The sequence below is a fragment of the Leptotrichia wadei genome (genome assembly GCF_007990545.2).
GTDB lineage: Bacteria > Fusobacteriota > Fusobacteriia > Fusobacteriales > Leptotrichiaceae > Leptotrichia > Leptotrichia wadei.
Genome location: NZ_AP019829.2, coordinates 1,356,951 through 1,380,881, shown reverse-complemented (window position 1 = coordinate 1,380,881; position 23,931 = coordinate 1,356,951). Strand labels below are relative to the sequence as shown.

Below are 23,931 nucleotides of genomic sequence, written 5' to 3'. Positions count from 1 at the left end.
TTATGATTAAGATTAAGTTTTTTATTAGAAATTCAAAGTAAAAAATTGAAATTTCGATTAATAGCTTTTACAATATAGTTAAAATTGTATCGAACAAGGAGGTAATTAGGAAGTTTGGATACAGTTGATGGAAAGAATTTAGAAAATAAAAAAAATGATAAAATGGATAAAGAGAAAAGTAAACCTGAAAGAATGTGTATTTGCTGCAGAAGGAAAGGTAAAAAATCTGAATTTTTTAGAATTTCTGAGCAAAATGGGAAATATATTTTTGACAGGGAAATGAAAGTGCAGGCAAGAGGGTTTTATGTTTGTAAAACGAATGAATGTATTGAGAAGCTTTCAAAAAATAGGAAATATAAGATTGAAATTGAGCAGCTTGTAAAAATGCTGGAGCAGATAAAGGGTGAAAAAAAGAGTATAATTGATATTTTAAAGCCAATGAAGAATTCTGAATATTTTGTTTTTGGAATTGATGAAACAATTGAAGGAGTGCAAAAGGAGAAAGTGAAACTTTTGATAATTCCTAAAGATATAAAGACAAAATATATTGAAGAATTTGAAAAATTAAAGGAAAATTTTAATTTTGAGATTATATTTGTTGAAAGAAAAGAGGAATTGATAAGACTTTTTTCAAGGAATGTAAATGTTGTCGGTATTTTTAATAAAAAAGTAATAAAGGGAATATTAAGCAAAGTGGAGGTGATGAATGGATGAAAGTGCATGAATTAGCAAAAGAAAGTGGTTTTACGGCATCTAAGTTTATGGAGGAAATCCGAAAATTTGGAATTGATAAAAGACATCACATGAATGTGCTAAGTGGTGAAGAAGTAAATTTGATAAGAAAAAAGCTTCAAAAAGATGTTCAGAATCAAAATCAAAGTGATGGCAGTAAAACTGAAAATCTGAATAAAAATGAAGGAAAACCAAAAGAAACTGCTGCAAAAACGGTAAATAATCATTCAGACAATCAAAAAAACAATAGTATTGAACAAAATAAATCAAATGAACAAAATATTAATAAGAATTATGATACACCAAAGCGAACATTGGAAAAAAAGAAAGATAATAATAAAAATAAATTTGATAAAAACGAAAATAAAAAGAAAATGGAGATGAAAGTTAATTTGAGTAGTCAGAATAATAATAAACAAAATGAAATAAATAAAGATAAACAAAATTATCAAAATAGAGATAACCGAGACAACAGAGAAAATGGAACGAGAAACTTCCAAAGCAGAGATAATCGAAATAAGGACGGATTTAAGCGAGACGGAAGAGACAATAACTTTAGAAAAGACAATAGAAGTTTTAACAGGGAAGGAAATAACCAGCCAAGAGATAATCGAGATAATAGAGGTTTTCAAAATAGAGACAATAGAGATAGCCGTGATAGCAGAGAAAATGGAACGAGAAACTTCCAAAGCAGAGATAATCGAAGTAAGGACGGATTTAAGCGAGACGGAAGAGATAATAACTTTAAAAAAGAAAATAGAAGTTTCAACAGGGATGGAAATAATCAGTTGAGAGATAATCGAGATAATAGAAGTTTCCAAAATAGAGATAATAGGGATAATCGTGATAACAAAGGAAATGGAACAAGAAATTTTAAGGATAGACAGAATAATAGAGGATTTTCCGACAGAGGCGGATTTAATAAGGATAAAGAGGACTTTAGAAGAGACAACAGAAACTTTTCTGGTGGAAAAAAAGAGTCACAAGCTGAAATTCCAGCAGCAACAGTTGCTGAAAAAGGAAAAGCTGGTGGAAAAGGAAAAGGAAAATTTGAAAAGAAAAAATACGAAAAAAATAGAAGAGACAGAGAGCAGCATGAAAAAGAACTTCGTTCTGATTTTAGAAAAGACGACAAAAAGAAAAAGAAAAATAAAAAACATGAAAAAGCTGTTAAGGATGAAATTGTCAGAATTGAAGGAGAGAGCATAGGAATGATAACAATTGGAGATGAAATTGTTATTAAAGACTTAGCTGAAAAATTGGGAATTAATGTTTCTGATATAATTAAAAAATTCTTTATGGAAGGAAAATTGCTTACAGCAAATGCAATTTTATCTTTTGAAGAAGCTGAAGAAGTGGCACTTGACTATGAAGTAATTGTGGAAAAGGAAGAGATTGAAGAAGTTAGTTATGGTGAAAAATATCATCTTGAACAAGAAGATAAAGAAGATGAGCTTGTCACAAGAGCACCTGTTATTACAATTATGGGACACGTTGACCATGGTAAAACTTCATTACTTGATGCACTTAGACATACAAATGTAATGAGTGATGAAGCTGGAGGAATTACACAAAAAATAGGAGCTTACCAAGTAAACTGGAAGGGACAAAGGATTACATTTATTGATACTCCAGGGCATGAGGCGTTTACTGAAATGAGAGCAAGGGGAGCTAATATTACAGATATTTCGATTTTAATTGTAGCAGCTGATGATGGAGTAAAACCTCAAACTGTGGAAGCTATTTCGCATGCTAAGGAAGCTGGAGTTCCAATAATCGTTGCAATTAATAAAATTGATAAGCCAGGAGCTGATCCTATGAAAGTTAGAACAGAATTGACTGAATATGGGTTAATGTCACCTGACTGGGGTGGAAATACAGAATTTGTTGAAATTTCTGCAAAACAAAAAATTAATTTGGAAGAACTTCTGGAAACAATATTAATTACAGCGGAACTTGAAGAATTAAAAGCTAATCCAAATAAACGTCCTAAAGCGGTTGTTGTAGAATCAAGACTTGATCCTAAGATGGGAGCAGTTGCTGATGTGCTTGTGCAAGAAGGAACTTTAAAAATTGGAGATGTATTTGTAGCTGGAGAAGCTCATGGTAGAGTTCGTTCTATGCTTGATGACAGAGGTAAAAAGATAAATAAGGCGATTATTTCACAACCTGTGGAAATTACAGGATTTAATGTTGTACCAAATGCCGGAGATATTCTGTATGGTGTTGAAAGTGATAAACAGGCTAAGAAAATTGTAGAAGACTTTATTCGAGAAAGAAAAGTAAATGATCAAAACAAGAAAAAACATATTTCATTGGAAAGTTTATCACAAGAATTGGAAGAACAAGAATTAAAAGAATTGAAGTGTATTATAAGAGCAGATTCAAAAGGGTCTGTTGAAGCATTGAAAGAATCGCTTGAAAAACTTAATACGGAAAAAGTTGTTGTTAATGTAATTCAAGGAAGTGCTGGAGCAGTAACTGAAGGGGATGTAAAACTTGCAGAAGCATCAAATGCAATTATAATAGCATTTAACGTACGGCCAACAACACCTGCTAGAATCATTGCTGAAAAAACTGGAGTGGAAATTAGAAACTATAACGTAATTTACCATGCAACTGAAGAAATTGAAAAGGCAATGAAGGGAATGCTTGATCCAGAATTTAAAGAAGTTTACTTTGGAAGAATTGAAGTTAAACAAGTATTTAAAGTGTCAAATGTTGGAAATATCGCTGGAGCTGTTGTTGTTGATGGGAAAGTTACAAAAGATTCCAAAATTCGTGTAATTCGTGATGGAATTATTATTTTTGATGGGGAATTAGGTTCACTGAAACGATTTAAGGATGATGTAAAAGAAGTTGTAATGGGACAAGAATGTGGAATTGGTATTCAAGACTTTAATGATATTAAGGCTGGAGATATTATCGAGTCATATATTATGGAAGAAATCCCAAGATAACGAAGATAGGTGATAATTTTATGAATGATAGAAGGAAAAAGGGACTAGAAAAAGAAATTTCAAGAATTATTGGAATGACACTTTTGACAGAGATAAAAAATGAAAAAATAAAAAATCTTGTTACAATTCACAAGGTAGAGCTTACAAAGGATGGAAGATATCTTGATTTGACATTTTCAATACTTGATTTGAAGAATAATGTGAATAGGGAAAAAATTGCTGAAGATTTGAATAAGTTAAAGGGATTTTTTAGAAAAAAAATTGGTTCACAATTAACAGTTAGATTTGTTCCAGAAGTGAGAATTCATTTGGATGATAGTGTTGAATATGGTGTAAAGATAGCTTCAATATTAAGTGAAATAAAAAAAGAAAATAGTGATACTGAATAGAATAAAGATGCAAAAAGGCTTTAAAATCAGGATTTCAAAAAATAATTTAATAAAATCTAATTACTGAATATAGAAATTTTAGTAAAATTCTGATTTTAAGGTGTTTAATTATACAAAAAAAAGGAAGCGATTAATCTTGTAATGAAATGGGAATTAAAAAGCTATGATAAAAATTATTTGGTATCAAAAAGTTCTGAATTTGGTGAAAGTAGATTAATTTCAAGGCTTCTTTTAAATCGAGGAATTAACACGAAGGAAAAAGTACAAAAATTTTTAAATTCAGATAAAGAGGATATTCATAATCCATTTTTGTTTGAAGATATGGAAAATGCTGTTAAAAGGATACAAAAGGCTGGGAAGAATAAAGAGAAAATTATAGTTTATGGAGATTATGACGTTGATGGAATTTCTGGAGTAGCGTATTTAGTAATGATGTTGAGAAAATTGGGATTAAATGTGGATTATTATATTCCAAATCGGGTTCATAAGGGAGCTGGGATAAATAAACATGTTTTGACATTTTTGAAAAAACGGGATGCAAAGTTGTTTATAACAGTTGATACGTCGATAAATAATCTTGAAGAAATATTAATGCTGAAAAGCGAAGGGATTGATATAATTATAACAGATCATCATAGACAGACAGGTATTTTTGAAAATGAGTTTGAAAATGAAGGAAAAAAACTTGGGGTTCTTGTGATAAATCCAAAAAGCAGCAAAAATTATCCAAATAAATTTTTATCTGGTTCTGGAGTTGCTTTTAAACTTACAGATGCAGTTTATGAAATTTTTGGTGCAAATAAAAAGATATTGTATGATTGTTTGGATATTATAATGATTGGGACAGTCGCAGATGTTGTACCAATGACTGATGAAAATAGATTTATTATAAAAAAAGGATTAAGTAATTTAAAAAAAACGAAAATAAAAGGTTTGAAGTATATTATTAACTATTTGAAGATAAATCCCAAAAATATAACGACTAGCGATATCGGATTTTTTGTAGCACCAATTTTTAATGCACTTGGAAGAATTGATAACTCAAAAATTGTTGTAAATTTTTTTATTCAGGAAGATGATTTTAAACTTTTTTCAATAATTGAGGAAATGAAGCGTGCAAATAAAATTAGACGTTATTTGGAAAATGAGATTTATAATGAGCTAGAGGAAAAAATACAGCATCTTGAACGTCCAAAATACATTTTTATGAAGAGTAGAAAATGGCATTCTGGAGTAATTGGTGTTGTTTGTTCGAGAATTTCCATAAAATATAATATTCCAGTTATTTTGGTTTCAATAAAAAATGGATATGGAAAGGCATCTTGCAGAAGCATTGAAGGAATTAATATTTTTGATATTTTAAAAAGTGTTTCAGATAAGCTGGAGCGGTTCGGAGGGCATGATTTAGCAGCAGGATTTCTTGTGTCTGAAAAATATTTAGGTGAAATAGAAAAATATTTGAGATATAAACTTGCTAGAAAAAATAGAGAAAATGTTCAAAAGATACTTTATGTTGATGCGTGGCTGAATATTGAAAATTTGAATAAGAGAAAGCTTAACGATATAAATAGACTTTCACCTTTTGGGCTGGATAATCAAGAGCCTAATTTTATGGATGCTGATGTGAGTTTTTTGAATTTGACAAAGTTTGGGATAAATAATCGGCATTTTAAGGGATTTGTTAAAAAAAATAACCGTATTATATCGGTAATTGGATACAATTTAGGACATAAATTAAAAACAAATAATTTTTATAAGAAAAAGTTTAAAATAGTTTATACTCCGATATTTAAGTCTGTTCATTCAGATTTGTTTATCGAGTTGAAAATAAAGGATTTTAAATAATTAAATTAATTAATATAAATTATATATAACAAAAAATTTTAGGAGGAATTAAAGAAATGGCAGTAAAAAAATTAAATGAAACAACTTATGAAGTATCAGCAGTTAGGGAAGGAGAAGAATTAAAACACTTAAAAGATCACGTTTTAGTACATTTTAAAGATGCAAAAGTTGACGGATTCCGTCCAGGACATGTACCTGCAAAAGTTATTGAAAGTAAATTCAAAAAGGAAATTGAAGGAGAAATCCTAAATCATATTATTTCTGATGAATATAGAAAAGCAGTTGCAGAAAATGAATTAAAACCAATTGCTGATATTAAACTTGAAAAATATGAAAATAATGATGATAAAGTGGAAGTTGTATTTACAATTCCTGTATTACCTACATTTGAATTAGGACAATATAGAGGTGTGGAAGTAGAAAAGGAAAATGTGGAAGTTACAGATGAAACTGTAAATGAAGAAATTGAAAGATTAAGAGAAAGCGCTGCAAAATTAAAAGAAATTGCAGAAGATGAAGAAGCTAAAAATGATGATGTTGTAAACATTAACTTTGAAGGATTTATAGATGGGGAAGCCTTTGATGGAGGAAAAGCTGAAGGATATGACTTGACATTAGGTTCTCACAGCTTTATTGACACTTTTGAAGATCAAATTGCAGGACACAAAAAAGGGGATGAATTTGATGTAAACGTTACTTTCCCTGAAAATTATGGAGCTGCAAACTTGTCTGGAAAACCAGCTTTATTTAAAGTAAAAGTAAACTCAATTAAGAGAAAAGAAGAAGCTGAATTAAATGATGACTTGGCAAAAGAATTAGGATTTGATTCAGTTGAAGATATGAATGCTAAAACTAGAGAAAATATTACAAAAAGAGAAGAAACAAGAGCTGAAAATGAATTTAAGAACAAAGTTGTAGATGCTGTAGTAAGTGCAACAGAAGTTGAAATTCCAGAAGCATTAGTTCAAAGGGAAATTGACTATCAAATCAACAGATTTGCGCAACAATTGCAAATGCAAGGAATTAACTTGAATCAATATTTCCAAATGACTGGACAAACAATGGATTCAATGAGGGAAAATGCAAAGGAAAATGCTGAAAAAGCTGTGAAAACAGAATTAGTACTGGCTGAAATTGCAAAAGATGAAGAAATTAAAGCAACTGATGAAGAAGTAGCAAAAGAAATCGAAACTTTAGCTGCAATGTATGGACTTGAAAAGGATGCATTAATTGCTGATGTAAGAAAAAATGGAAACTATGAAAGATTTATTGATGAAACAAACTACAGATTAGTGAATCAAAAAACAATTGATTTATTAGTAAACGAAGCAAAAGTTAAATAGTAATTTTTTAAATTACAGATTAAAAAGAATATTTTGATTTTAGAAGAATTTTGTGATAAAATAGTTTATTGCGAAATTCTTTTTCACTATTTTGTAAAAATAAAAAGAATTGGGATAACAAGCATATTTAATAACAAAGAAAATAAAAAAATAGACCTGTTCGATAACTATACAAACTTAGATTTAATAAAATAAATATCTTGAAGCAAGGGGTCTTGACCCCTTGTATAGATAAAAAAACTTAGGTTATCGAACATATCTAATAATAAAATAAAAGAAAAATTTATAGAAAGAGGAGGAAATAATATGTCAGTATATAGTCCAGTAGTTATTGAAAATGATGGACGTGGGGAAAGAAGTTATGATATTTATTCAAGACTTTTGAAGGATAGAATAATTTTTGTAAGTGGAGAAGTTGAAGATGGGATGGCAAATGCGATTGTTGCACAGCTGCTATTCTTGGATGCACAGGATAATGAAAAGGATATTGTCATGTATATAAATAGCCCAGGTGGAGTAATTACAGCTGGACTTGCAATTTATGATACAATGCGTCACATTAAAAGTGATGTTTCTACAGTTTGCGTAGGACAAGCGGCAAGTATGGGAGCAGTATTGTTGTCAGCAGGAGCAAAAGGAAAAAGATACTCATTGCCAAATTCAAGAATAATGATTCATCAGCCATTAGGTGGAGCAAGAGGACAAGCGACAGATATTCAGATTCAAGCAAAAGAAATCGAAAGAATGAAAGAAATTACAAGTAAAATTTTATCAGAAGCGACTGGAAAATCGGTAGAAGAAATCTATGCAGATACTGAAAGAGACAACTTTATGTCGCCAGAAGAAGCTGTAAATTACGGATTGATTGATAAAATATTGTAATTATTTGCAAAAGAAACTATGATTGAATAATTTACTAAAAATGATTTTAATTATAAGTGTTTTAATTTACTTAATTAATAATAATTTTTATGTATTATTTATTTCTAGTTTATTTTAAGCAAGGGTATCAGACGCCATACCCATATTTCGCAATAAAAATTATTATGATATAAATAATTTATTGCTTTCTTAAGATTAAGGCGAAAGTTCTACGAACTATCCCCACTTTACGCAAAACTTTCTTATAAAAGAAAAAGAAAACTCGCTTTTGAATAGAGGTTATTTTGGTATAAATAAATGTATATAATTTAAAATTTTTTACAAAAGCTCAAACAGTTCTTTTTCTTTTAACGAAATTTTGCTTATTATAATAAAATAAGAGATTTTTAATTAAATATAGGTAAAAGTATAAATTTTAAAGGAAAAATGAGGTGAAAAATATTGGCAAAGAAAAAAAATTACTGTTCATTTTGTGGAAGAGAAGAAGATGAAGTGGAAAGATTGGTACAGAGTCCAGAAGAGGATGATGTATTTATTTGTAATGAATGTATAGAAGACAGCGCAGAATTATTGGACAGTTTTAGAGAGTATGATAAAAATGAACAGAATAGGGAAATTACGTTGTTAAAGCCTAAAGAAATAAAGGCTAAACTTGATGAATATATTATCGGACAGGAGCAGCCTAAAAAAGTTTTATCTGTGGCGGTTTATAATCATTTTAAAAGAATAACGCATAAACAGCAGAAAAAAACAGATGATGATGTGGAGCTTCAAAAATCTAATGTGCTGCTGGTAGGGCCTACTGGAAGTGGGAAAACTTTGCTTGCACAGACATTAGCAAAAACATTGAATGTACCTCTGGCGATTGCAGATGCGACAACGTTGACAGAAGCTGGATATGTCGGGGATGATGTGGAAAATGTACTTTTAAAATTGATAAAAGCTGCAGATTACGATATTGAAGCGGCAGAACACGGAATTATTTATATTGATGAAATTGATAAAATTGCGAGAAAATCAGAAAATATGTCAATTACACGGGATGTTTCTGGTGAAGGAGTTCAGCAGGCATTACTTAAAATTATCGAAGGGACTGTTGCAAGTGTGCCGCCTCAAGGTGGGAGAAAACATCCTAATCAGGAAATGATTGAAATTAATACGAAGGATATTTTATTTATCGTTGGTGGGGCATTTGAAGGGCTGGAAGCAAAGGTTAAAGATAGAGTTAATGAAAAAAGAGTTGGATTTGGGCTGGAAACAAATAAGACTAAATTAGATGACTTAACTTTGTTTGAAAATGTATTGCCTGAAGATTTGATAAAATTTGGGTTAATTCCAGAGTTAATTGGACGGTTGCCTGTAATTACAGCACTTCATGGGCTTGATGAAGAGGCCATGATTAAAATATTGACAGAACCTAAAAATTCACTTGTTAAACAATATAAGAAATATTTTGAAATGGAAAATGTGGATTTGGAATTTGATAAAGATGCGATTGTTGAGATTGCACAGTTGGCACTAAAGAGAAAAATTGGAGCGAGAGGACTTCGTTCGATTATTGAAAGTGTTATGACTGACTTAATGTATGAAATTCCATCAAAAGATAATGTTAAGAAAGTGATAATTACGAAGGAAGCTGTTACAGATAAGAATAAAGTGATTGTCGAATAGTAAAATTATTTGAATTATTTAAAAATATAGAAAAAATATAAATTTATTTATTTAATACTGTCTTATAGATAGAGATATTCAAAAAAATTATACGGACTTAAAATGTTAGTATAATAAACATTTTAAAGTAAGTTAGAATAAAAAAATAAATTATTGGATATAAACTATATATTTGTTAAATTTAAATGTCTAAATAGGATTTAATATAAAGTATGAAAGGGGAAATTATGCAAAATAAACCGTTTATAGCTACAAGAGAATTAGTTGTATTTCCAGGTGTTGTAACTCCGATTTTTATCGGAAGGCAGTCAAGTTTGAAAAGTCTTGAAGAAGCAGTTGCGAGATTTGACAATAAACTAGTTCTTACGTCGCAAAAGGATGCAAATATTGAAGAGCCAAAATTTCCAGAAGATGTTTATGAAACTGGAGTTTTAGTTCATATTATACAAACAGTAAAAATGCCAAATGGAAACGTAAAAGTATTAGTTGAAGCTAAACACAGAGTTTTGATTAATCAATTTTCAAAAGATAAAAATGGTGTTGATTATGCTGAATATGAAGAAATTTTTTCAAAACCAATTGATGAAAGTAAGGCTGAGGCTTTGAAGCGTAAAGTTATTGATGAATTTTCAAAATATGCTAAAAAAACTAATAAAGTATTGCCTGATATTATTTATAATCTAAAGGAAATTAGCAGTATTGACAAAGTTTTTGATTTAATCTGTACTAACCTTATGATTGCGACAGATGTGAAGCAAGGGCTGCTTGAAACGTTGGATGTGGAAGAGAGAGCTTATAAGATTTTAAGTATACTTGAAAGAGAAATTGAAATATTTATGCTTGAAAGAGAAATTGAAAATCGTGTAAAAGAACAAATGGCAGAAGTTCAGAAAAACTATTATTTACGTGAAAAAATTAAGGTAATGCGTGAAGAAATGGGAGAAGGAACGGATTCTGACGAGGAATTGGAGGAACTTGATCAAAGAGTAAAAGATGCTAAAATTCCTCAGGATTTGAAGGATAAATTGGTGAAAGAGCTTTCAAGGATGAAAAAAATGCCTGATTTTTCTGCAGAATCTTCAGTAATTAGAACATATATTGAAACTGTGCTTGAATTACCTTGGGAAGTTTCTACTAGTGATGAAATTGATATTAAAAAAGCTGAAAAAATTCTGAATGAAGATCATTATGGATTGGAAGAAGTAAAAGAAAGAATTTTAGAATTTCTGGCAATCAAAAAATTAAATAAGACATTAAAAGGTTCGATCATTTGTCTTGTAGGGCCTCCAGGTGTGGGTAAAACATCACTTGCACATTCGGTAGCCCGTTCAATGAACAGAAAATTTACAAGAATTTCACTTGGTGGAGTAAGAGATGAAGCTGAAATTCGTGGACATAGAAGAACTTATGTAGGAGCAATGCCTGGAAGAATCATAAATTCATTGAAACAAGTTGGTGTAAATAATCCAGTAATGTTATTTGATGAAATTGACAAAATGGCTTCTGACTTTAGAGGAGATCCTGCTTCAGCAATGCTGGAAGTTCTAGATCCTGCACAAAATAATTCATTTGAAGATCACTACATTGATCATACTTTTGACTTGTCAAATGTGTTCTTTATTTGTACAGCAAATGATTTGGGTGGAATTCCAGGACCACTTCGTGATAGAATGGAAATTATTTCAATCGAATCATACACAGAATTTGAAAAATTAAATATTGCTAAAAAATATTTAATTCCTCAAACACAGGAAGAAAATGGATTAAAAGACTTTAAAATTTCATTTTCTGATAAAGCAGTTATGAAAATTATAAACGAGTACACAAGAGAAGCTGGAGTGAGAAATTTACGAAGAGAAATTGGTAAATTGTTCAGAAAAATAGCAAAGGAAATACTTTTATCAAAATCTGACAGCAAGAAAATTTCTGTTTCTGAAGCAAAAGTCAAGAAATATTTAGGAAATGCCAAATTTAGAATTGATAAAGTTAAAGAAAAAGAAGGTAAAATCGGTGTTGTAAATGGACTTGCATGGACAGCGGTTGGAGGAACAACTCTGGAAGTGCAGGCGGTAAAAATGGAAGGAAAAGGTGTATTGCAACTTACTGGGAAACTGGGAGATGTAATGAAGGAATCAGCTAGAGTGGCATATTCTTACGTAAGGCACATAAAAAATGAACTTGGAATAAAAGAAAAATTCAATGAAACAACCGATGTTCATTTACACTTTCCAGAAGGAGCAGTGCCCAAAGATGGACCGTCAGCAGGAATTACAATTACAACAGCAATAATTTCAGTATTGACAAATAAAGAAGTTAGACAGGATGTGGCAATGACCGGAGAAATTACAATTACTGGAGAGGTTCTGGCAGTTGGTGGAATTAAGGAAAAAGTAATTGGAGCTCACAGAGTTGGTATAAGAGATGTTGTGCTTCCTTTTGACAACAAAGTTGACACAGAGGAATTGCCAAAGGAAATTGCAGATCAGATGAAATTCTATTTTGCAAAAACTTATGATGATGTGAAAAAGATTGTTTTTGTAAACAAGGAAGTTAAAAAAGTTATAAAAAAGAAATAAATTAAAAAATATTAATTAGGTAAAACTGAAGATTCAGATGTATAAAAATTCCTGCATAAATCTCTAAATAATATATGGTAAAATAACTATATAATATTTGGAGGTTTTTATTATGGCCAAAAAACCTTTATTTATTTACTTTTTTTCAAGCTGCTTTTTTATACTTTATTTCTTCTTTATCTTTTTTTTATTTGTTTCCTGTTATTAAAAAATTATATAAAATGATTGTGAAATCAAGCTAAAAGAACTATTCTATTCTAGAAATAATTAAACATGTATTGTAAAGATCGAGGAATAAAGTAGATTTATTATCATTTAAAATTCATTCCATTTTTTATAAAAATAATGAAAAAGTAAAAAAAATAATTTACAGAATAAAAATTTTAAAGTATAATATTATTGGGAAAAAATTTATAAATTAAATTTAAAATAAATAGAATAAAATTTGAGGAGGCGAAAATAATGGGAAAAAAAGCATTAGTAATTGGAGCTGGAGGAGTATCGAATGTAGTTTGCCATAAGTGTGCACAAAATTCAGAAGTGTTTAGTTCGATTATGATTGCTAGCCGTACGAAGGCGAAATGTGATGAAATTAAGGAAAGAATTGAAAAAAGCAAATATGCTGGAAGAATTGAAATTCAGACTGCACAGGTGGATGCTAATAATGTGCCTGAATTGGTGGCATTGATTAATGAATATAAGCCTGATATTGTGATAAATGTGGCTTTGCCGTATCAAGATTTGACAATTATGGATGCTTGTCTGGAAACTAAGACTGACTATTTGGATACAGCGAACTATGAGCCGTTAGATACTGCCAAATTTGAGTATAAATGGCAATGGGCTTATAAGGAAAAATTTGAAAAAGCTGGGATTACGGCTATTTTGGGAAGTGGATTTGATCCAGGTGTTACTGGAGTATTTTCAGCATATGCACAAAAGCATTATTTTGATGAAATAAATTATATTGATATTCTTGATGCAAATGCTGGAGATCACGGTTATCCGTTTGCGACAAATTTTAATCCTGAAATTAATATTAGGGAAGTTACTGCTAACGGAAGTTACTGGGAAGATGGAAAATGGGTGGAAACAGAACCTATGGAAATTAAAAGAGTATATAATTTTCCACAAATTGGTGAAAAAGATATGTATTTATTGCACCATGAAGAATTGGAATCACTTGCTGTAAATATTAAAGGAATTAAAAGAATCAGATTTTTTATGACTTTTGGGCAAAGTTACCTAACTCATTTGAAAGTGCTTGAAAATGTTGGAATGACTTCAATTGAACCGATAGAATTTGAAGGAAAACAAATTGTGCCATTACAATTTTTGACGGCAGTATTGCCTGATCCAGCTTCACTTGGACCTAGAACAAAAGGTAAAACTAATATTGGAAATATTTTTAGAGGTAAAAAAGATGGAGTTGAAAAAACTTACTATGTTTATAATGTATGCGACCATCAAGAATGCTATAAGGAAGTCAGTTCACAAGCGATTTCCTATACAACAGGTGTTCCAGCAATGATTGGGGCTGCAATGGTGCTTACTGGAGAATGGAAAAAACCAGGGGTGTTTAATGTAGAAGAAATGAATCCAGATCCATTTATGGATGCATTAAATAAATTTGGATTGCCTTGGATTGAAGATTTTAATCCAGTATTAGTTGATTAATTATTTTGAAAGAGTAAGTTATAGTTAAATTACTGGAAAAATAATAGTTGAAGAAACATTATTATAACATTTGATAATCATTTCTAAATTTTTTCTTCATTATTAAAAGAAAAATTTGACTAATTTGATTATATGTGGTAACATTAAAATGAGATAATTAAAATATAAATAAATAAATTGGAGGAATTAAAATGGGATTATTTGATTTATTCAAAAAAGGTAACAAAGGTGAAGAAGTTAAAAAAGAATTTGATGGAAAAGTAATAGCTCCTATTTCAGGAAATTTACTACCTTTGTCAGAAGTGCCTGATGAAGTTTTTGCACAAAAAATGATAGGAGATGGAGTTGCGATTGAACCAACTGCATCAGGTGTGATGGTTGCACCAGCTTCTGGAAGAATAGAAAAAATATTTGATACTAACCATGCTTTTAGTATTGTAACACCTGCTGGAATTGAAATTTTCGTGCACCTTGGAATGGATACAGTTAAACTTGAAGGAAAAGGGTTTGAAAGAATTGCAGAAGAAGGAGCAGTAGTAAAAGCAGGAGATCCAATTGTTAAATATGATTACGACTTCTTAAAAGCAAATGCAAAATCAATTATTACACCAGTAATAATTTCAAATAGTGATGATTATAGTTCATTAAATCCAGTTGAATCTGGAAAAGCAGTAGCTGGAGAAACACTTGTATTGAATGTTGTAAAATAATTTTAATCTCGAATCAATAAAAAATCTCTATTTAAGCAAGAAAATTCTTACTTATCTAGAGATTTTTTTTGTAATTTTATATAATTACTTTCTTTATTTTTAAAACCTTTTTTCCAGTCGATACTTTTTACAGAAATAAAGAAGATTAAACCTGCCAATGTATTTGAAAATAAATTTCCCCAGAAAATTGAGTAAAGTCCAAGATATTTTTGAGTTACCAGGATAAAAATATATCTTAATAGCCATATTCTTAAAATAGACATAACTAAAGGAACTTTTGTTCTTCCAAGTGCAATAAAAACTCCTTGTGAAATCATAAAAATGCTAAATCCAATTACCGAATATGTGTAAATGTGCAAAGCCTTATCAGCGATTTCAATAACTTTTGGAACTTTTGTAAAAGTTAGCACAAGAGGCATTGAAATTGGTAAAATAAGGATAATTGTTAAAATAGAAAGTATAGCTCCTGTTCTCCAGCCAATTTTAAACACATCTTTAGACTTCTTCACATTTCCAGTTCCCATATTTATGCTAATCATGGAAGAAACTGTAGTTCCGATTGAAGATGGCAAAATAAAGCAGATTGCATTGATGTTAGAGGCAATTCCTTGTGCATTCAAGGCGATTGCACCGAATTTTTCCATTTCTTTGTTTATAAGGAAAAATCCAAGATACAGGAAGGCATAGTTTAACATTGATGGAAAGCCGATATTTAGAAGTCTTTTTATTATAGGCAGTTTCATTGAATAATTTCTTAAATCCAGCTTGACATCTCCATTTTTTAAAAATAAATCGTAAAACATCCAGATTGTGATTGCAATATAGGAAAAAAGCGAAGCCATTACTGCACCCACAATCCCCATTTTTAAGACATATAGAAAAATTGAATTAAAAATTATTTTTAAAATTAACAATAAAAAAATTCTAATAAATGTAACTTCAGGTCGACCAATCGCATTTTTCGATGAATTATAAATTGCAGCCAAAAATACAAAAGGCATTACAAGTGAGTAGAGAGCAATATAAATATAGACATTATCACGAATTTCAGCAGTTGTATATTTGGAAATTATAAAGGCTGAAAATACACAGACTGGAATTATAAAAAGTCCAATAACAAAGCTAAAAACAAAAATTTGCAGCATCGTTTCCTTTACAGCTAGCATTCTTCCTTTTCCATAAAGCCTTCCAAGCATAACAAGAGTAGCAACTCCAAGCCCTTGCGACAATGCAATCATAATATTTAATACAGGCTGACTAAATGTAACAGAACTAGCCACTTCAACATTTGTAAGCCTGTTTAGAAATAAACTGTCAGAAAGTGGAATAAGCGCCTGAATAATTCCAACTAGCAATGTTGGGATGGATAGGAAAAGCAGTGTATTTATAACTTTTCCGTTTAAAATCATCTCACGGCGTTCTTCATTAGATTGGGTTTTAAATATTGTTTTCATTTTCTTTTTTTCTTTCTCCTTTCTTTAAAAAATTATTATATCCTATTATTATAGCATTTTTTTGAGAAATTTTAAAATATTTTTTTTCTTATGATTTTCTTTGTTTAGTTTGGTTAGTAAAATTTGAAGTTGAAAAGACTTAATATGAAAATATATTAAAATTTTGAAAAACACTTTACAAATCTAAAAAAATTAGTTATAATAATAGAAGTTATGTGATAGAGGTGCAGTTATTAAAAGTAAATTTACGGAGAAAAGTCGATTCTGTGAAATAAGTTGAAAGGAATAATTGCCGAAGCGTAGGGATTGACTGTCTTTATTGCTGGGGCTATGGAGAATATCCATAGAACTGTCATTATCAAGGGATAATGGGGAGCTGTCAGATATAATTCATATAAATTTTTAAGTTTTAATATAAATAATAAAAAAATTTTAGATATATGTTTTATATGCTGATGCTTATTATCAGCATTTTTTATTATCCAAAAAATAAAAATATTGAAAGGAGAAAAAAGTTTTTTTATTTTATAATATCTTAATTATTTGATGGGAATGTTGATTCCGTGTTATTAAATAAAGTATTTTTTTACTTTTTTTAAATAGAATTTAGTATTCAAGTTTTATAAAAATAGAAAAATTTTGTGAAAATATGAAATTATTTGGAACGGCAAAAATTAATGAAAAAGGGAATTTATCAATAGGAGGAGTTGATACGATTGAGTTGGCAAAAGAGTTTAAAACGCCACTTTATGTAATGGATCAGGAATTGATTGAAACGACTATTGATAAAATGAAAGAGGCTTTTCAGTCTACAAGATTTAAAACGAGAATAGCTTATGCAGGGAAAGCGTTTTTGACAACTGGGATGATTAAATTGGTTGAATCTAAAGGATTGGATTTAGATGTGGTTTCTGGTGGAGAATTGTATACAGCACATAAGGCAGGATTTCCAATGAAAAGAGTGCATTTGCATGGGAATAATAAATTGGTGAATGAGATTGAAATGGCTGTTGAATATGGGATTGACACTATTGTTGTAGATAATGAAGATGAAATTGCTAAGATTGAAAAAGTTTGTAAGGAAAAAGGTAAGAAACAAGCAGTTTTAGTGAGAATTGATCCAGGGATTGAAGCACATACGCATCATTATATAAAAACTTCAGGGCTTACATCGAAATTTGGGATTTCACTTTTCCAAGAAAATTTGATTGATATTGTAAAAAGATTGAATGATAGTCCATATATTGAATTTAAAGGGTTCCATACACATATTGGTTCACAAATATTCCAATCTGCATTCTTTATTTTTGCGTTAGATGAAATTTTCAAATATTTGGATAGATTGAAAAAAGAATTGGGAATTGTAGTTCACACAGTAAATATGGGTGGAGGATTTGGAGTTTATTACAAAAATGGAGATGATCCTAAACCAATAGAAGAAGTGCTTAGCGAAATTATAACTTACACTGAAGCAATGGAAATTAAATATCAAATTGGATTTAAAGAACTTTGTATTGAGCCAGGAAGAAGTATTGTCGGAAATGCGGGAACTACTTTGTATGAAGTTGGTGGAATTAAAGAAACTGTTGGTGGAAAAACTTATGTGTTTATTGATGGAGGAATGTCAGATAATATAAGAACTGCACTTTATCAAGCTGAATATGAGGCTGGAGTTGTTAATAAAATGGAAGATACTGATACAAGAGATGTTACATTAGCTGGAAAATTATGTGAATCAGGAGATATTATTATTCAAAATGGTAAATTGCCAAAATTGACTAAAGTTGGGGATATAGTTGCAGTTGGTACAACAGGAGCTTATTGTTATACAATGTCAAGCCACTACAACAGAATGGTTACGCCAGGAGTTGTATTTGTAAAAGACGGTAAAGCAAAAGTTGCTGTTAGAAGAGAATCTTATGAAGATTTATTGAGAAATGATGAAATTTTTGAATTATAATTTTGTTTCTTTTTGCAATGATAATTTGTAATGATAAAAAGAAAAGACAGATTGAAAGGATAGAGGTGCATTTATTGTGATTATTGTACATAAATATGGTGGAACTTCGGTTGCCACAACTGAAAAAATTATGAATATCGCTAAATATTTAGGTAGCGTAAAGGATTCAGGAAATGATGTAGTTGTAGTAGTTTCAGCTATGGGGAAAACAACTGATGCATTAATTAAATTAGCTCATGAAATTACTGAAAATCCAGATTCTAGGGAAATGGATAGATTGATGTCGACTGGAGAGCAACAAACAATTTCGCTTTTGAGTATTGCATTGCAAACATTGGGATATGAAGCAATTTCATTGACAGGGGCTCAAGCGGGGATAAAAACGAGTGGGCATTATATGAAAAATAAAATAGATGATATAAATGGTGATGTTATAAAAGGTCATTTGAATGAAGGGAAAATCGTTGTTGTAGCTGGATTCCAAGGAGTTAACAAAGATGGAGATGTAACTACTTTGGGTCGTGGAGGTTCTGATACTTCTGCAGTTGCACTTGCGGCAGCTTTGGGAGGAAAATGTGAGATTTATACGGATGTTGACGGAATTTATTCAATTGATCCGAGAGTGTATAGCGATGCGAAAAAATTGCCATATATTTCTTATGATGAAATGATGGAATTGGCTTATTTGGGGGCTGGAGTAATGGAGCCTAGAGCCGTTGAACTTGGTGGGAAATATGGAGTAGAAATCTATGTTGGAAAATCATTAGGTGAAAAAAATGGAACGATTATAACTTCAATTCAAAAAATAAAGGAGATTAAAGAAATGGAAGAAAGAGTAATAACTGGAGTGTCGATAAATGAAAATGTATTAATGGTAAACGTGGAAGAAATTCCTACAAATGCACAAAATGTATATGAGATTTTTGAAAAAGCTGAAGCAAACGGAATAAATATTGATATGATAAGTCAAAATGATGTAACTAGCCATCATGGAAGTTTTGCATTTACTTGTCCAAAAACTGATATAGCAGCACTTGAAAAAATTGGGAAAGAAATAGAAGCTGAATTTCCGAAAACATCATTTATAATTAACCAATATGTTACAAAAGTTTCAATCGTAGGAATTGGATTAATTAGTAACGTTGGTGTAGCTGCAAAAATGTTTAAAATCTTATCTGAAAATGATATAAGTTTTCACCAAATTTCGACTTCAGAAATTAGTATTTCATTGGTTGTGGATGAAGTTATGGGTAAAAAAGTTGCAGAATTATTTGCAAGAGAGTTTGATATATAAAAAATTATTGAAGTATCTTTTTACAGGATTGGGTTTAATACAAAAAAGGGAATTTTTATGGAAACAGTTTTAATAACAGGAGCAAGCAGTGGAATTGGCTATGAACTTGCTAAAATTTATGCAAAAAACGGGCATAATCTGGTTGTTGTGGCACGAAATAAAGATAAGCTGGAAATTTTAAAAAAAGAGATTTTTGAAGAAATTTCTAAAAATATCAAGATAACTGTAATTGAAAATGATCTGTCACTGGAAAATGCAGCTGAAAGGCTTTATAATCAAGTGAAATCTGAAAAATTGAAAATAAATGTACTCGTGAATAATGCTGGAGTTGGGATCTATGGGAAATTTTCTGAATCTGATGAAGAAACGATGAAAAGAAATGATGCAATGATAAACTTGAATATAAAGGCAGTTGTAGAATTGACAAGACTGTTTTTAAATGATATGCTAAAGGATGGAAATGGCGGGATATTAAATGTGTCTTCAATTGCAGCTTTTATGCCAGGGCCTTTAATGAGTACGTATTATGCGAGTAAAGCCTTTGTGCAGTCGTTTACGGAAGCAGTTAGGGAAGAAGTGAAAAATGATGTTCGTGGAAAAAATATTAGAATATCGGCACTTTGTCCTGGACCAACAGATACTGGCTTTGAGAAGAGCAGCAATTTGGAAGAAAGTTCGCTGTTTGAGAGATTGAAAGTTATGACTGCGAAGAAAGTGGCTGAAATTGGGTATAAAGAGTTTCAGAAGGAAAAAGCAGTTATCATTCCTGGGATTTTTAATAGAATTGCAGTTTTTGGAATTAGATTTTTATCGAGAAAATTCGTTGTGAAAATGGCTAGAAAGTTGCAGGAAAAGAAAAATAAAAATTAATGGAGGTTTTTTTAATGTTAAAATTTGAGAAATATCAGGGTGCAGGGAATGATTTTGTTATTGTTAGCGAAAAAGAGCTGATTGAAAAGGGGATACCTGAATATGGAGAGTTTGCAAGCCAAGTTTGCGATAGACATTTTGGAATAGGTGCAGATGGACTGATTATTTTAAAATATGTGGCAAGTATGCCGTTTATGTTTTTCTTTAATGCAGATGGAAGTCAGGCACCGATGTGTGGAAATGGAATAAGATGCTTTTCACATTATCTTGTGAATAATCATTTAATTGATGGAAATGAGTTTGTTGTAAAGACAGTTCCTGGAGATTTGACAATAAGAGTGAATTATGATGAGGAAAAGGATGATTTTTCAGCAAGAGTAAATATGGGAAAACCTATTTTTAACATAAAAGAATTGATAAATACAGAAAAAGAGCAGTTTTTACGAGAAAAAATAAACATTGATGGAAAAGAAATTGAAATTTCGTATATCTTTATGGGAACTGACCATTCTGTAATATTTGTAAATGACTTTAGTGATTATGATATTGATGAAATTGGGGAAAAAATTGAAAATTATACTGATTTATTTCCTAAAAAAGTTAATGTAAATTTTGTGAAAGTGTATGATAGAAAGCGAATGGAAGTAATTACTTGGGAACGTGGAGCAGGAAGGACATTGGCTTGTGGAACAGGTGCAACAGCTTCAGCAGTGCTTGCTAAAACTTTTGGATTTGTAGATGACAAGGTAAATGTAAAAGTTCCTGGCGGACAGCTTGTTATTGAATACGAAGGCGAGGAAAATGATGCCTTTATGACTGGACCTAGTGAAAAAATTGCTGAAGGATTATATAAGTTTCAAAGATAATTTTTTTATTATTTCTAGTTTAAATGATAAAATTTATTACTAAAATATGAGTTTCAAATAAAAATTATAAATTAAAGTAAAATTAAAGAAAGAAGGAAAAAAATGAAATTTGAAGGATCTTATGTAGCTTTAATAACACCGTTTAAAAATAATGGAACGGAATTGGATGAAGATAAATTAAGAGAATTGGTAAATTATCACATTGAAAATGGGACAGCTGGAATTGTGCCTTGTGGAACAACTGGAGAAGCTCCAACATTGACATTTGCAGAACATGAAAAAGTGATAAAAATAGTTGTGGAAGAAGTGAAGGGAAGAATACAAGTTGTTGCTGGAGCAGGTTCTAATAATACAGCGAGAGCAGTAGAATTGACGAAATATGCAAAAGAGCTAGGAGCAGATGCGGCATTAAGTACTTGCCCATATTATAACAAGCCTAGTCAAAGAGGGCTTTATGAACATTATAAAACAATTGCAAAAGAAGCAAAATTCCCTGTAATGCTTTATAATGTGCCAGGAAGAACTGGAACAAATATTGAAGCAGAAACTATTGCAAAATTGGCTGAATTGCCTGAAATTGTTGCTGTAAAGGAAGCAACAGGAAGCCTTGAGCAAATGATAAAAATTCAAGATTTATGTGGGGATAAGATTGAAATCTTGTCAGGAGAAGATCATTTAATTCTGCCAATGCTTTCAATTGGAGCAAAAGGAGTAGTTTCAGTAGTTGCTAATATAATGCCGCAAGAGATGAGCGACTTGATTAGTTCATTCTTAAACAAAAATTTTGACAAGGCGTTTGAACTTCATACAAAATTATACGATGTAAGTAGAAATATGTTTGTTGAAGGAAATCCTGTAACTGTAAAGGCAGCTATGAAGATACTTGGAAAATTGGATAATGATGTGGTGAGATTGCCATTGGTTGCAGCTGAAGCGGATACTTATGGAAAATTAACTAAAGTATTTAAAGAAAAAGGAATTTTCTAACTATTTTTTATTAAAAAAATTTTTGAATTGTAAAGAGAGCTGGAGTAAAATCCAGTTTTTTTATTTGATGAATTTTAAAATAAATTGAATAAAATTAATGAATTTTGCAAAAAATTTGAAAAAATATTAAAAATTTTTTTGAATATTAAAAATTATGGGGTACAATATTGTTAATAGGGAAATGTTTTTAAATAATTTAAATTTGAACTTGAGAGGAATGAATAGAGATGATACACACAACGAGAGAGCTGGAAGAGATACAGAAAAATTTTATTGAGATGGAAGTGAAAAGTTTTGCAAGGGAAGTTATCGAATTTATTGATGAAAGTCCAAGTACTTATCACGTTGTGAAAAACTGTTCGGATATTTTGGATGAAAATGGGTTTGAAAGAATTATGCCACGTGAAAAATGGGAAATTAAAAAGGGCGGAAAGTATTTTTTAAAAAAATCTAGTTCCACTATAATTGCCTTTACGGTTGGAGAGGATTTTGATGTGAAAAATGGGTTTAAAATATTTGGGGCACATACGGATTCTCCTTGTTTCAGAATAAAGCCTAATCCTGAAATTATTACAGAAAATGTAGTAAGATTAAATACAGAAGTTTATGGAGGGCCTATTTTAAGCACCTGGTTTGATAGACCGCTTTCTATTGCTGGACGTGTTATTGTGAAAGGAGAAAATTCATTTTTTCCAAGAACTGTGAAAATTAAGATAGATGAGCCGCTTCTGACAATACCAAATCTGGCAATTCATCAAAACAGGGAAGTAAATAATGGGGTAAAGATTGATAAGCAGAATGATGTTTTGCCTGTGATTTCACTTATTAACAAAAATTTTGAAAGGGAAGGTTATCTTGAAAGAATTATTTTAGAGAAAACTGGAATAAAAAAGGAAGATATAATTGATTTTGACTTGTATTTGTATGCGACTGAAAAAGGATGTCTTTTGGGGGCAAATGAAGAATTTATGTCATCACCAAAAATTGATAATCTTGCTTCTGTTTATACAGGGCTGATTGGACTTTTGGAAGCTGAAGAAAATCAGGATAGAATTAATATTTTTGTGGCGTTTGATAATGAAGAAATAGGAAGTGCTACAAAGCAAGGGGCAGATTCTAATTATTTGTTAAATACGCTTGAAAGAGTTTCGCTGGCTCTTGGGCTTAGCCGAGGGGATTTTTTGCAAATGCTAGAAAGTTCGTATATTTTATCAGCTGATGCGGCACATGCGGCACATCCTGCACATTTAGGCAAAACAGATCCTACGAATCGTGGGAAAATAAACGAAGGGATTTCTATAAAAATAAGTGCAAAGCAAAAATATACTTCTGATGGATATTCGATTGCAGTAATTAAACAGCTTATTGAAGGCACTGAAATACAAATTCAGCCATTTGTAAATGAATCAAATGAACTTGGTGGAAGTACGATTGGTCCGATTTCATCGACACATCTGGATATAGATGGAGTGGATTTGGGAGTTCCGATGCTTGCAATGCATTCGGTACGGGAATTATGTGGAATTTTTGATGTGTTTTATTTAAAGGAATTGGCAAAGGAATTTTTTTCCAAAAGGTAAAATATGTTATTTTTAGAGAGATAGTCAAGATTTGGCTATCTTTTTTGGTTTTATATTTAATTATTTGGATATTTGTAATATTATGATATTTATGATAAAATGAAAAATAAATGATTTAGAAAGGTAGTAAAGTAA

17 protein-coding genes and 1 riboswitch are annotated in these 23,931 nt (G+C 30.6%); of the genes, 16 read left to right on the top strand and 1 reads right to left on the bottom strand.

The features are described 5' to 3' along the window. The first annotated feature begins 114 nt into the window (after nucleotides 1-114). From FVE73_RS06430 to FVE73_RS06385, 10 genes are all read left to right on the top strand, one after another. Nucleotides 115-714, top strand: a complete 600-nt coding sequence (locus FVE73_RS06430) for a DUF448 domain-containing protein (RefSeq protein ID WP_018497792.1) — start codon at nucleotides 115-117, stop codon at nucleotides 712-714. Next, entirely contained in the window at nucleotides 711-3,692 is a 2,982-nt protein-coding gene (gene infB, locus FVE73_RS06425; protein WP_026238977.1) for a translation initiation factor IF-2, read from the top strand. Before FVE73_RS06430 ends, infB begins: the two co-directional genes overlap by 4 nt. 20 nt (nucleotides 3,693-3,712) lie before the next feature. Then, the gene (gene rbfA, locus FVE73_RS06420; RefSeq protein WP_018497793.1) at nucleotides 3,713-4,081 is read left to right on the top strand and encodes a 30S ribosome-binding factor RbfA; all 369 of its coding nucleotides are present in this window, start codon (nucleotides 3,713-3,715) and stop codon (nucleotides 4,079-4,081) included. Nucleotides 4,082-4,222: 141 nt separating this feature from the next. Then, complete coding sequence (recJ, locus tag FVE73_RS06415; RefSeq protein WP_018497794.1) at nucleotides 4,223-5,926, top strand: single-stranded-DNA-specific exonuclease RecJ; 1,704 nt, start codon at nucleotides 4,223-4,225, stop codon at nucleotides 5,924-5,926. Between the two features lie 56 nt (nucleotides 5,927-5,982). Beyond that, nucleotides 5,983-7,269 carry a trigger factor gene (tig, locus tag FVE73_RS06410; RefSeq protein ID WP_018497795.1) on the top strand — a complete coding sequence of 429 codons (1,287 nt, stop codon included), beginning with the start codon at nucleotides 5,983-5,985 and terminating at the stop codon, nucleotides 7,267-7,269. A 306-nt stretch (nucleotides 7,270-7,575) separates the two neighbouring features. Next, entirely contained in the window at nucleotides 7,576-8,151 is a 576-nt protein-coding gene (gene clpP, locus FVE73_RS06405; protein WP_018450081.1) for an ATP-dependent Clp endopeptidase proteolytic subunit ClpP, read from the top strand. Nucleotides 8,152-8,589: 438 nt separating this feature from the next. Next, the gene (gene clpX, locus FVE73_RS06400) at nucleotides 8,590-9,822 is read left to right on the top strand and encodes an ATP-dependent Clp protease ATP-binding subunit ClpX (RefSeq protein ID WP_146997846.1); all 1,233 of its coding nucleotides are present in this window, start codon (nucleotides 8,590-8,592) and stop codon (nucleotides 9,820-9,822) included. 227 nt (nucleotides 9,823-10,049) lie between these two features. After that, on the top strand, nucleotides 10,050-12,398 hold the full coding sequence (lon, locus tag FVE73_RS06395) for an endopeptidase La (protein WP_018497797.1): 2,349 nt from the start codon (nucleotides 10,050-10,052) through the stop codon (nucleotides 12,396-12,398). A gap of 462 nt (nucleotides 12,399-12,860) precedes the next feature. After that, nucleotides 12,861-14,075 carry a saccharopine dehydrogenase family protein gene (locus FVE73_RS06390; RefSeq protein ID WP_018497798.1) on the top strand — a complete coding sequence of 405 codons (1,215 nt, stop codon included), beginning with the start codon at nucleotides 12,861-12,863 and terminating at the stop codon, nucleotides 14,073-14,075. 191 nt (nucleotides 14,076-14,266) lie between these two features. After that, entirely contained in the window at nucleotides 14,267-14,785 is a 519-nt protein-coding gene (locus FVE73_RS06385) for a PTS sugar transporter subunit IIA (RefSeq protein ID WP_018497799.1), read from the top strand. A gap of 47 nt (nucleotides 14,786-14,832) precedes the next feature. Here the strand turns inward: FVE73_RS06385 and FVE73_RS06380 are convergent, their stop codons facing one another. Further along, nucleotides 14,833-16,239 carry an MATE family efflux transporter gene (locus FVE73_RS06380; RefSeq protein ID WP_018497800.1) on the bottom strand — a complete coding sequence of 469 codons (1,407 nt, stop codon included), beginning with the start codon at nucleotides 16,237-16,239 and terminating at the stop codon, nucleotides 14,833-14,835. 211 nt (nucleotides 16,240-16,450) lie between these two features. Continuing rightward, nucleotides 16,451-16,626: riboswitch (Lysine riboswitch) on the top strand. Between the two features lie 262 nt (nucleotides 16,627-16,888). Here FVE73_RS06380 and lysA point away from each other — a divergent pair. From lysA to FVE73_RS06350, 6 genes are all read left to right on the top strand, one after another. Then, nucleotides 16,889-18,199 (top strand): diaminopimelate decarboxylase, encoded by a 1,311-nt coding sequence (lysA, locus tag FVE73_RS06375; protein WP_018497801.1) that lies wholly within the window; start codon nucleotides 16,889-16,891, stop codon nucleotides 18,197-18,199. 76 nt (nucleotides 18,200-18,275) lie between these two features. Beyond that, the gene (locus tag FVE73_RS06370) at nucleotides 18,276-19,493 is read left to right on the top strand and encodes an aspartate kinase (RefSeq protein ID WP_018497802.1); all 1,218 of its coding nucleotides are present in this window, start codon (nucleotides 18,276-18,278) and stop codon (nucleotides 19,491-19,493) included. A 57-nt stretch (nucleotides 19,494-19,550) separates the two neighbouring features. After that, entirely contained in the window at nucleotides 19,551-20,363 is an 813-nt protein-coding gene (locus FVE73_RS06365; RefSeq protein ID WP_018497803.1) for an SDR family NAD(P)-dependent oxidoreductase, read from the top strand. 14 nt (nucleotides 20,364-20,377) lie between these two features. Further along, a complete protein-coding gene (gene dapF, locus FVE73_RS06360; protein WP_018497804.1) occupies nucleotides 20,378-21,229 on the top strand; it encodes a diaminopimelate epimerase in 852 nt (283 codons plus the stop codon). A gap of 102 nt (nucleotides 21,230-21,331) precedes the next feature. Then, nucleotides 21,332-22,216, top strand: coding sequence for a 4-hydroxy-tetrahydrodipicolinate synthase (gene dapA / locus FVE73_RS06355; protein ID WP_018497805.1), 885 nt, complete (start codon nucleotides 21,332-21,334; stop codon nucleotides 22,214-22,216). 227 nt (nucleotides 22,217-22,443) lie between these two features. Continuing rightward, complete coding sequence (locus FVE73_RS06350) at nucleotides 22,444-23,796, top strand: M18 family aminopeptidase (protein ID WP_018497806.1); 1,353 nt, start codon at nucleotides 22,444-22,446, stop codon at nucleotides 23,794-23,796. Nucleotides 23,797-23,931 lie beyond the last annotated feature (135 nt).

Coding starts and splice junctions, on each gene's coding strand:
- infB (WP_026238977.1), top strand. CDS start 711: ATGAAAGTGCATGAATTAGCAAAAGAAAGTGGTTTTACGGCATCTAAG.
- rbfA (WP_018497793.1), top strand. CDS start 3,713: ATGAATGATAGAAGGAAAAAGGGACTAGAAAAAGAAATTTCAAGAATT.
- recJ (WP_018497794.1), top strand. CDS start 4,223: ATGAAATGGGAATTAAAAAGCTATGATAAAAATTATTTGGTATCAAAA.
- tig (WP_018497795.1), top strand. CDS start 5,983: ATGGCAGTAAAAAAATTAAATGAAACAACTTATGAAGTATCAGCAGTT.
- clpP (WP_018450081.1), top strand. CDS start 7,576: ATGTCAGTATATAGTCCAGTAGTTATTGAAAATGATGGACGTGGGGAA.
- lon (WP_018497797.1), top strand. CDS start 10,050: ATGCAAAATAAACCGTTTATAGCTACAAGAGAATTAGTTGTATTTCCA.
- FVE73_RS06390 (WP_018497798.1), top strand. CDS start 12,861: ATGGGAAAAAAAGCATTAGTAATTGGAGCTGGAGGAGTATCGAATGTA.
- FVE73_RS06385 (WP_018497799.1), top strand. CDS start 14,267: ATGGGATTATTTGATTTATTCAAAAAAGGTAACAAAGGTGAAGAAGTT.
- FVE73_RS06380 (WP_018497800.1), bottom strand. CDS start 16,239: ATGAAAACAATATTTAAAACCCAATCTAATGAAGAACGCCGTGAGATG.
- lysA (WP_018497801.1), top strand. CDS start 16,889: ATGAAATTATTTGGAACGGCAAAAATTAATGAAAAAGGGAATTTATCA.
- FVE73_RS06365 (WP_018497803.1), top strand. CDS start 19,551: ATGGAAACAGTTTTAATAACAGGAGCAAGCAGTGGAATTGGCTATGAA.
- dapF (WP_018497804.1), top strand. CDS start 20,378: ATGTTAAAATTTGAGAAATATCAGGGTGCAGGGAATGATTTTGTTATT.
- dapA (WP_018497805.1), top strand. CDS start 21,332: ATGAAATTTGAAGGATCTTATGTAGCTTTAATAACACCGTTTAAAAAT.
- FVE73_RS06350 (WP_018497806.1), top strand. CDS start 22,444: ATGATACACACAACGAGAGAGCTGGAAGAGATACAGAAAAATTTTATT.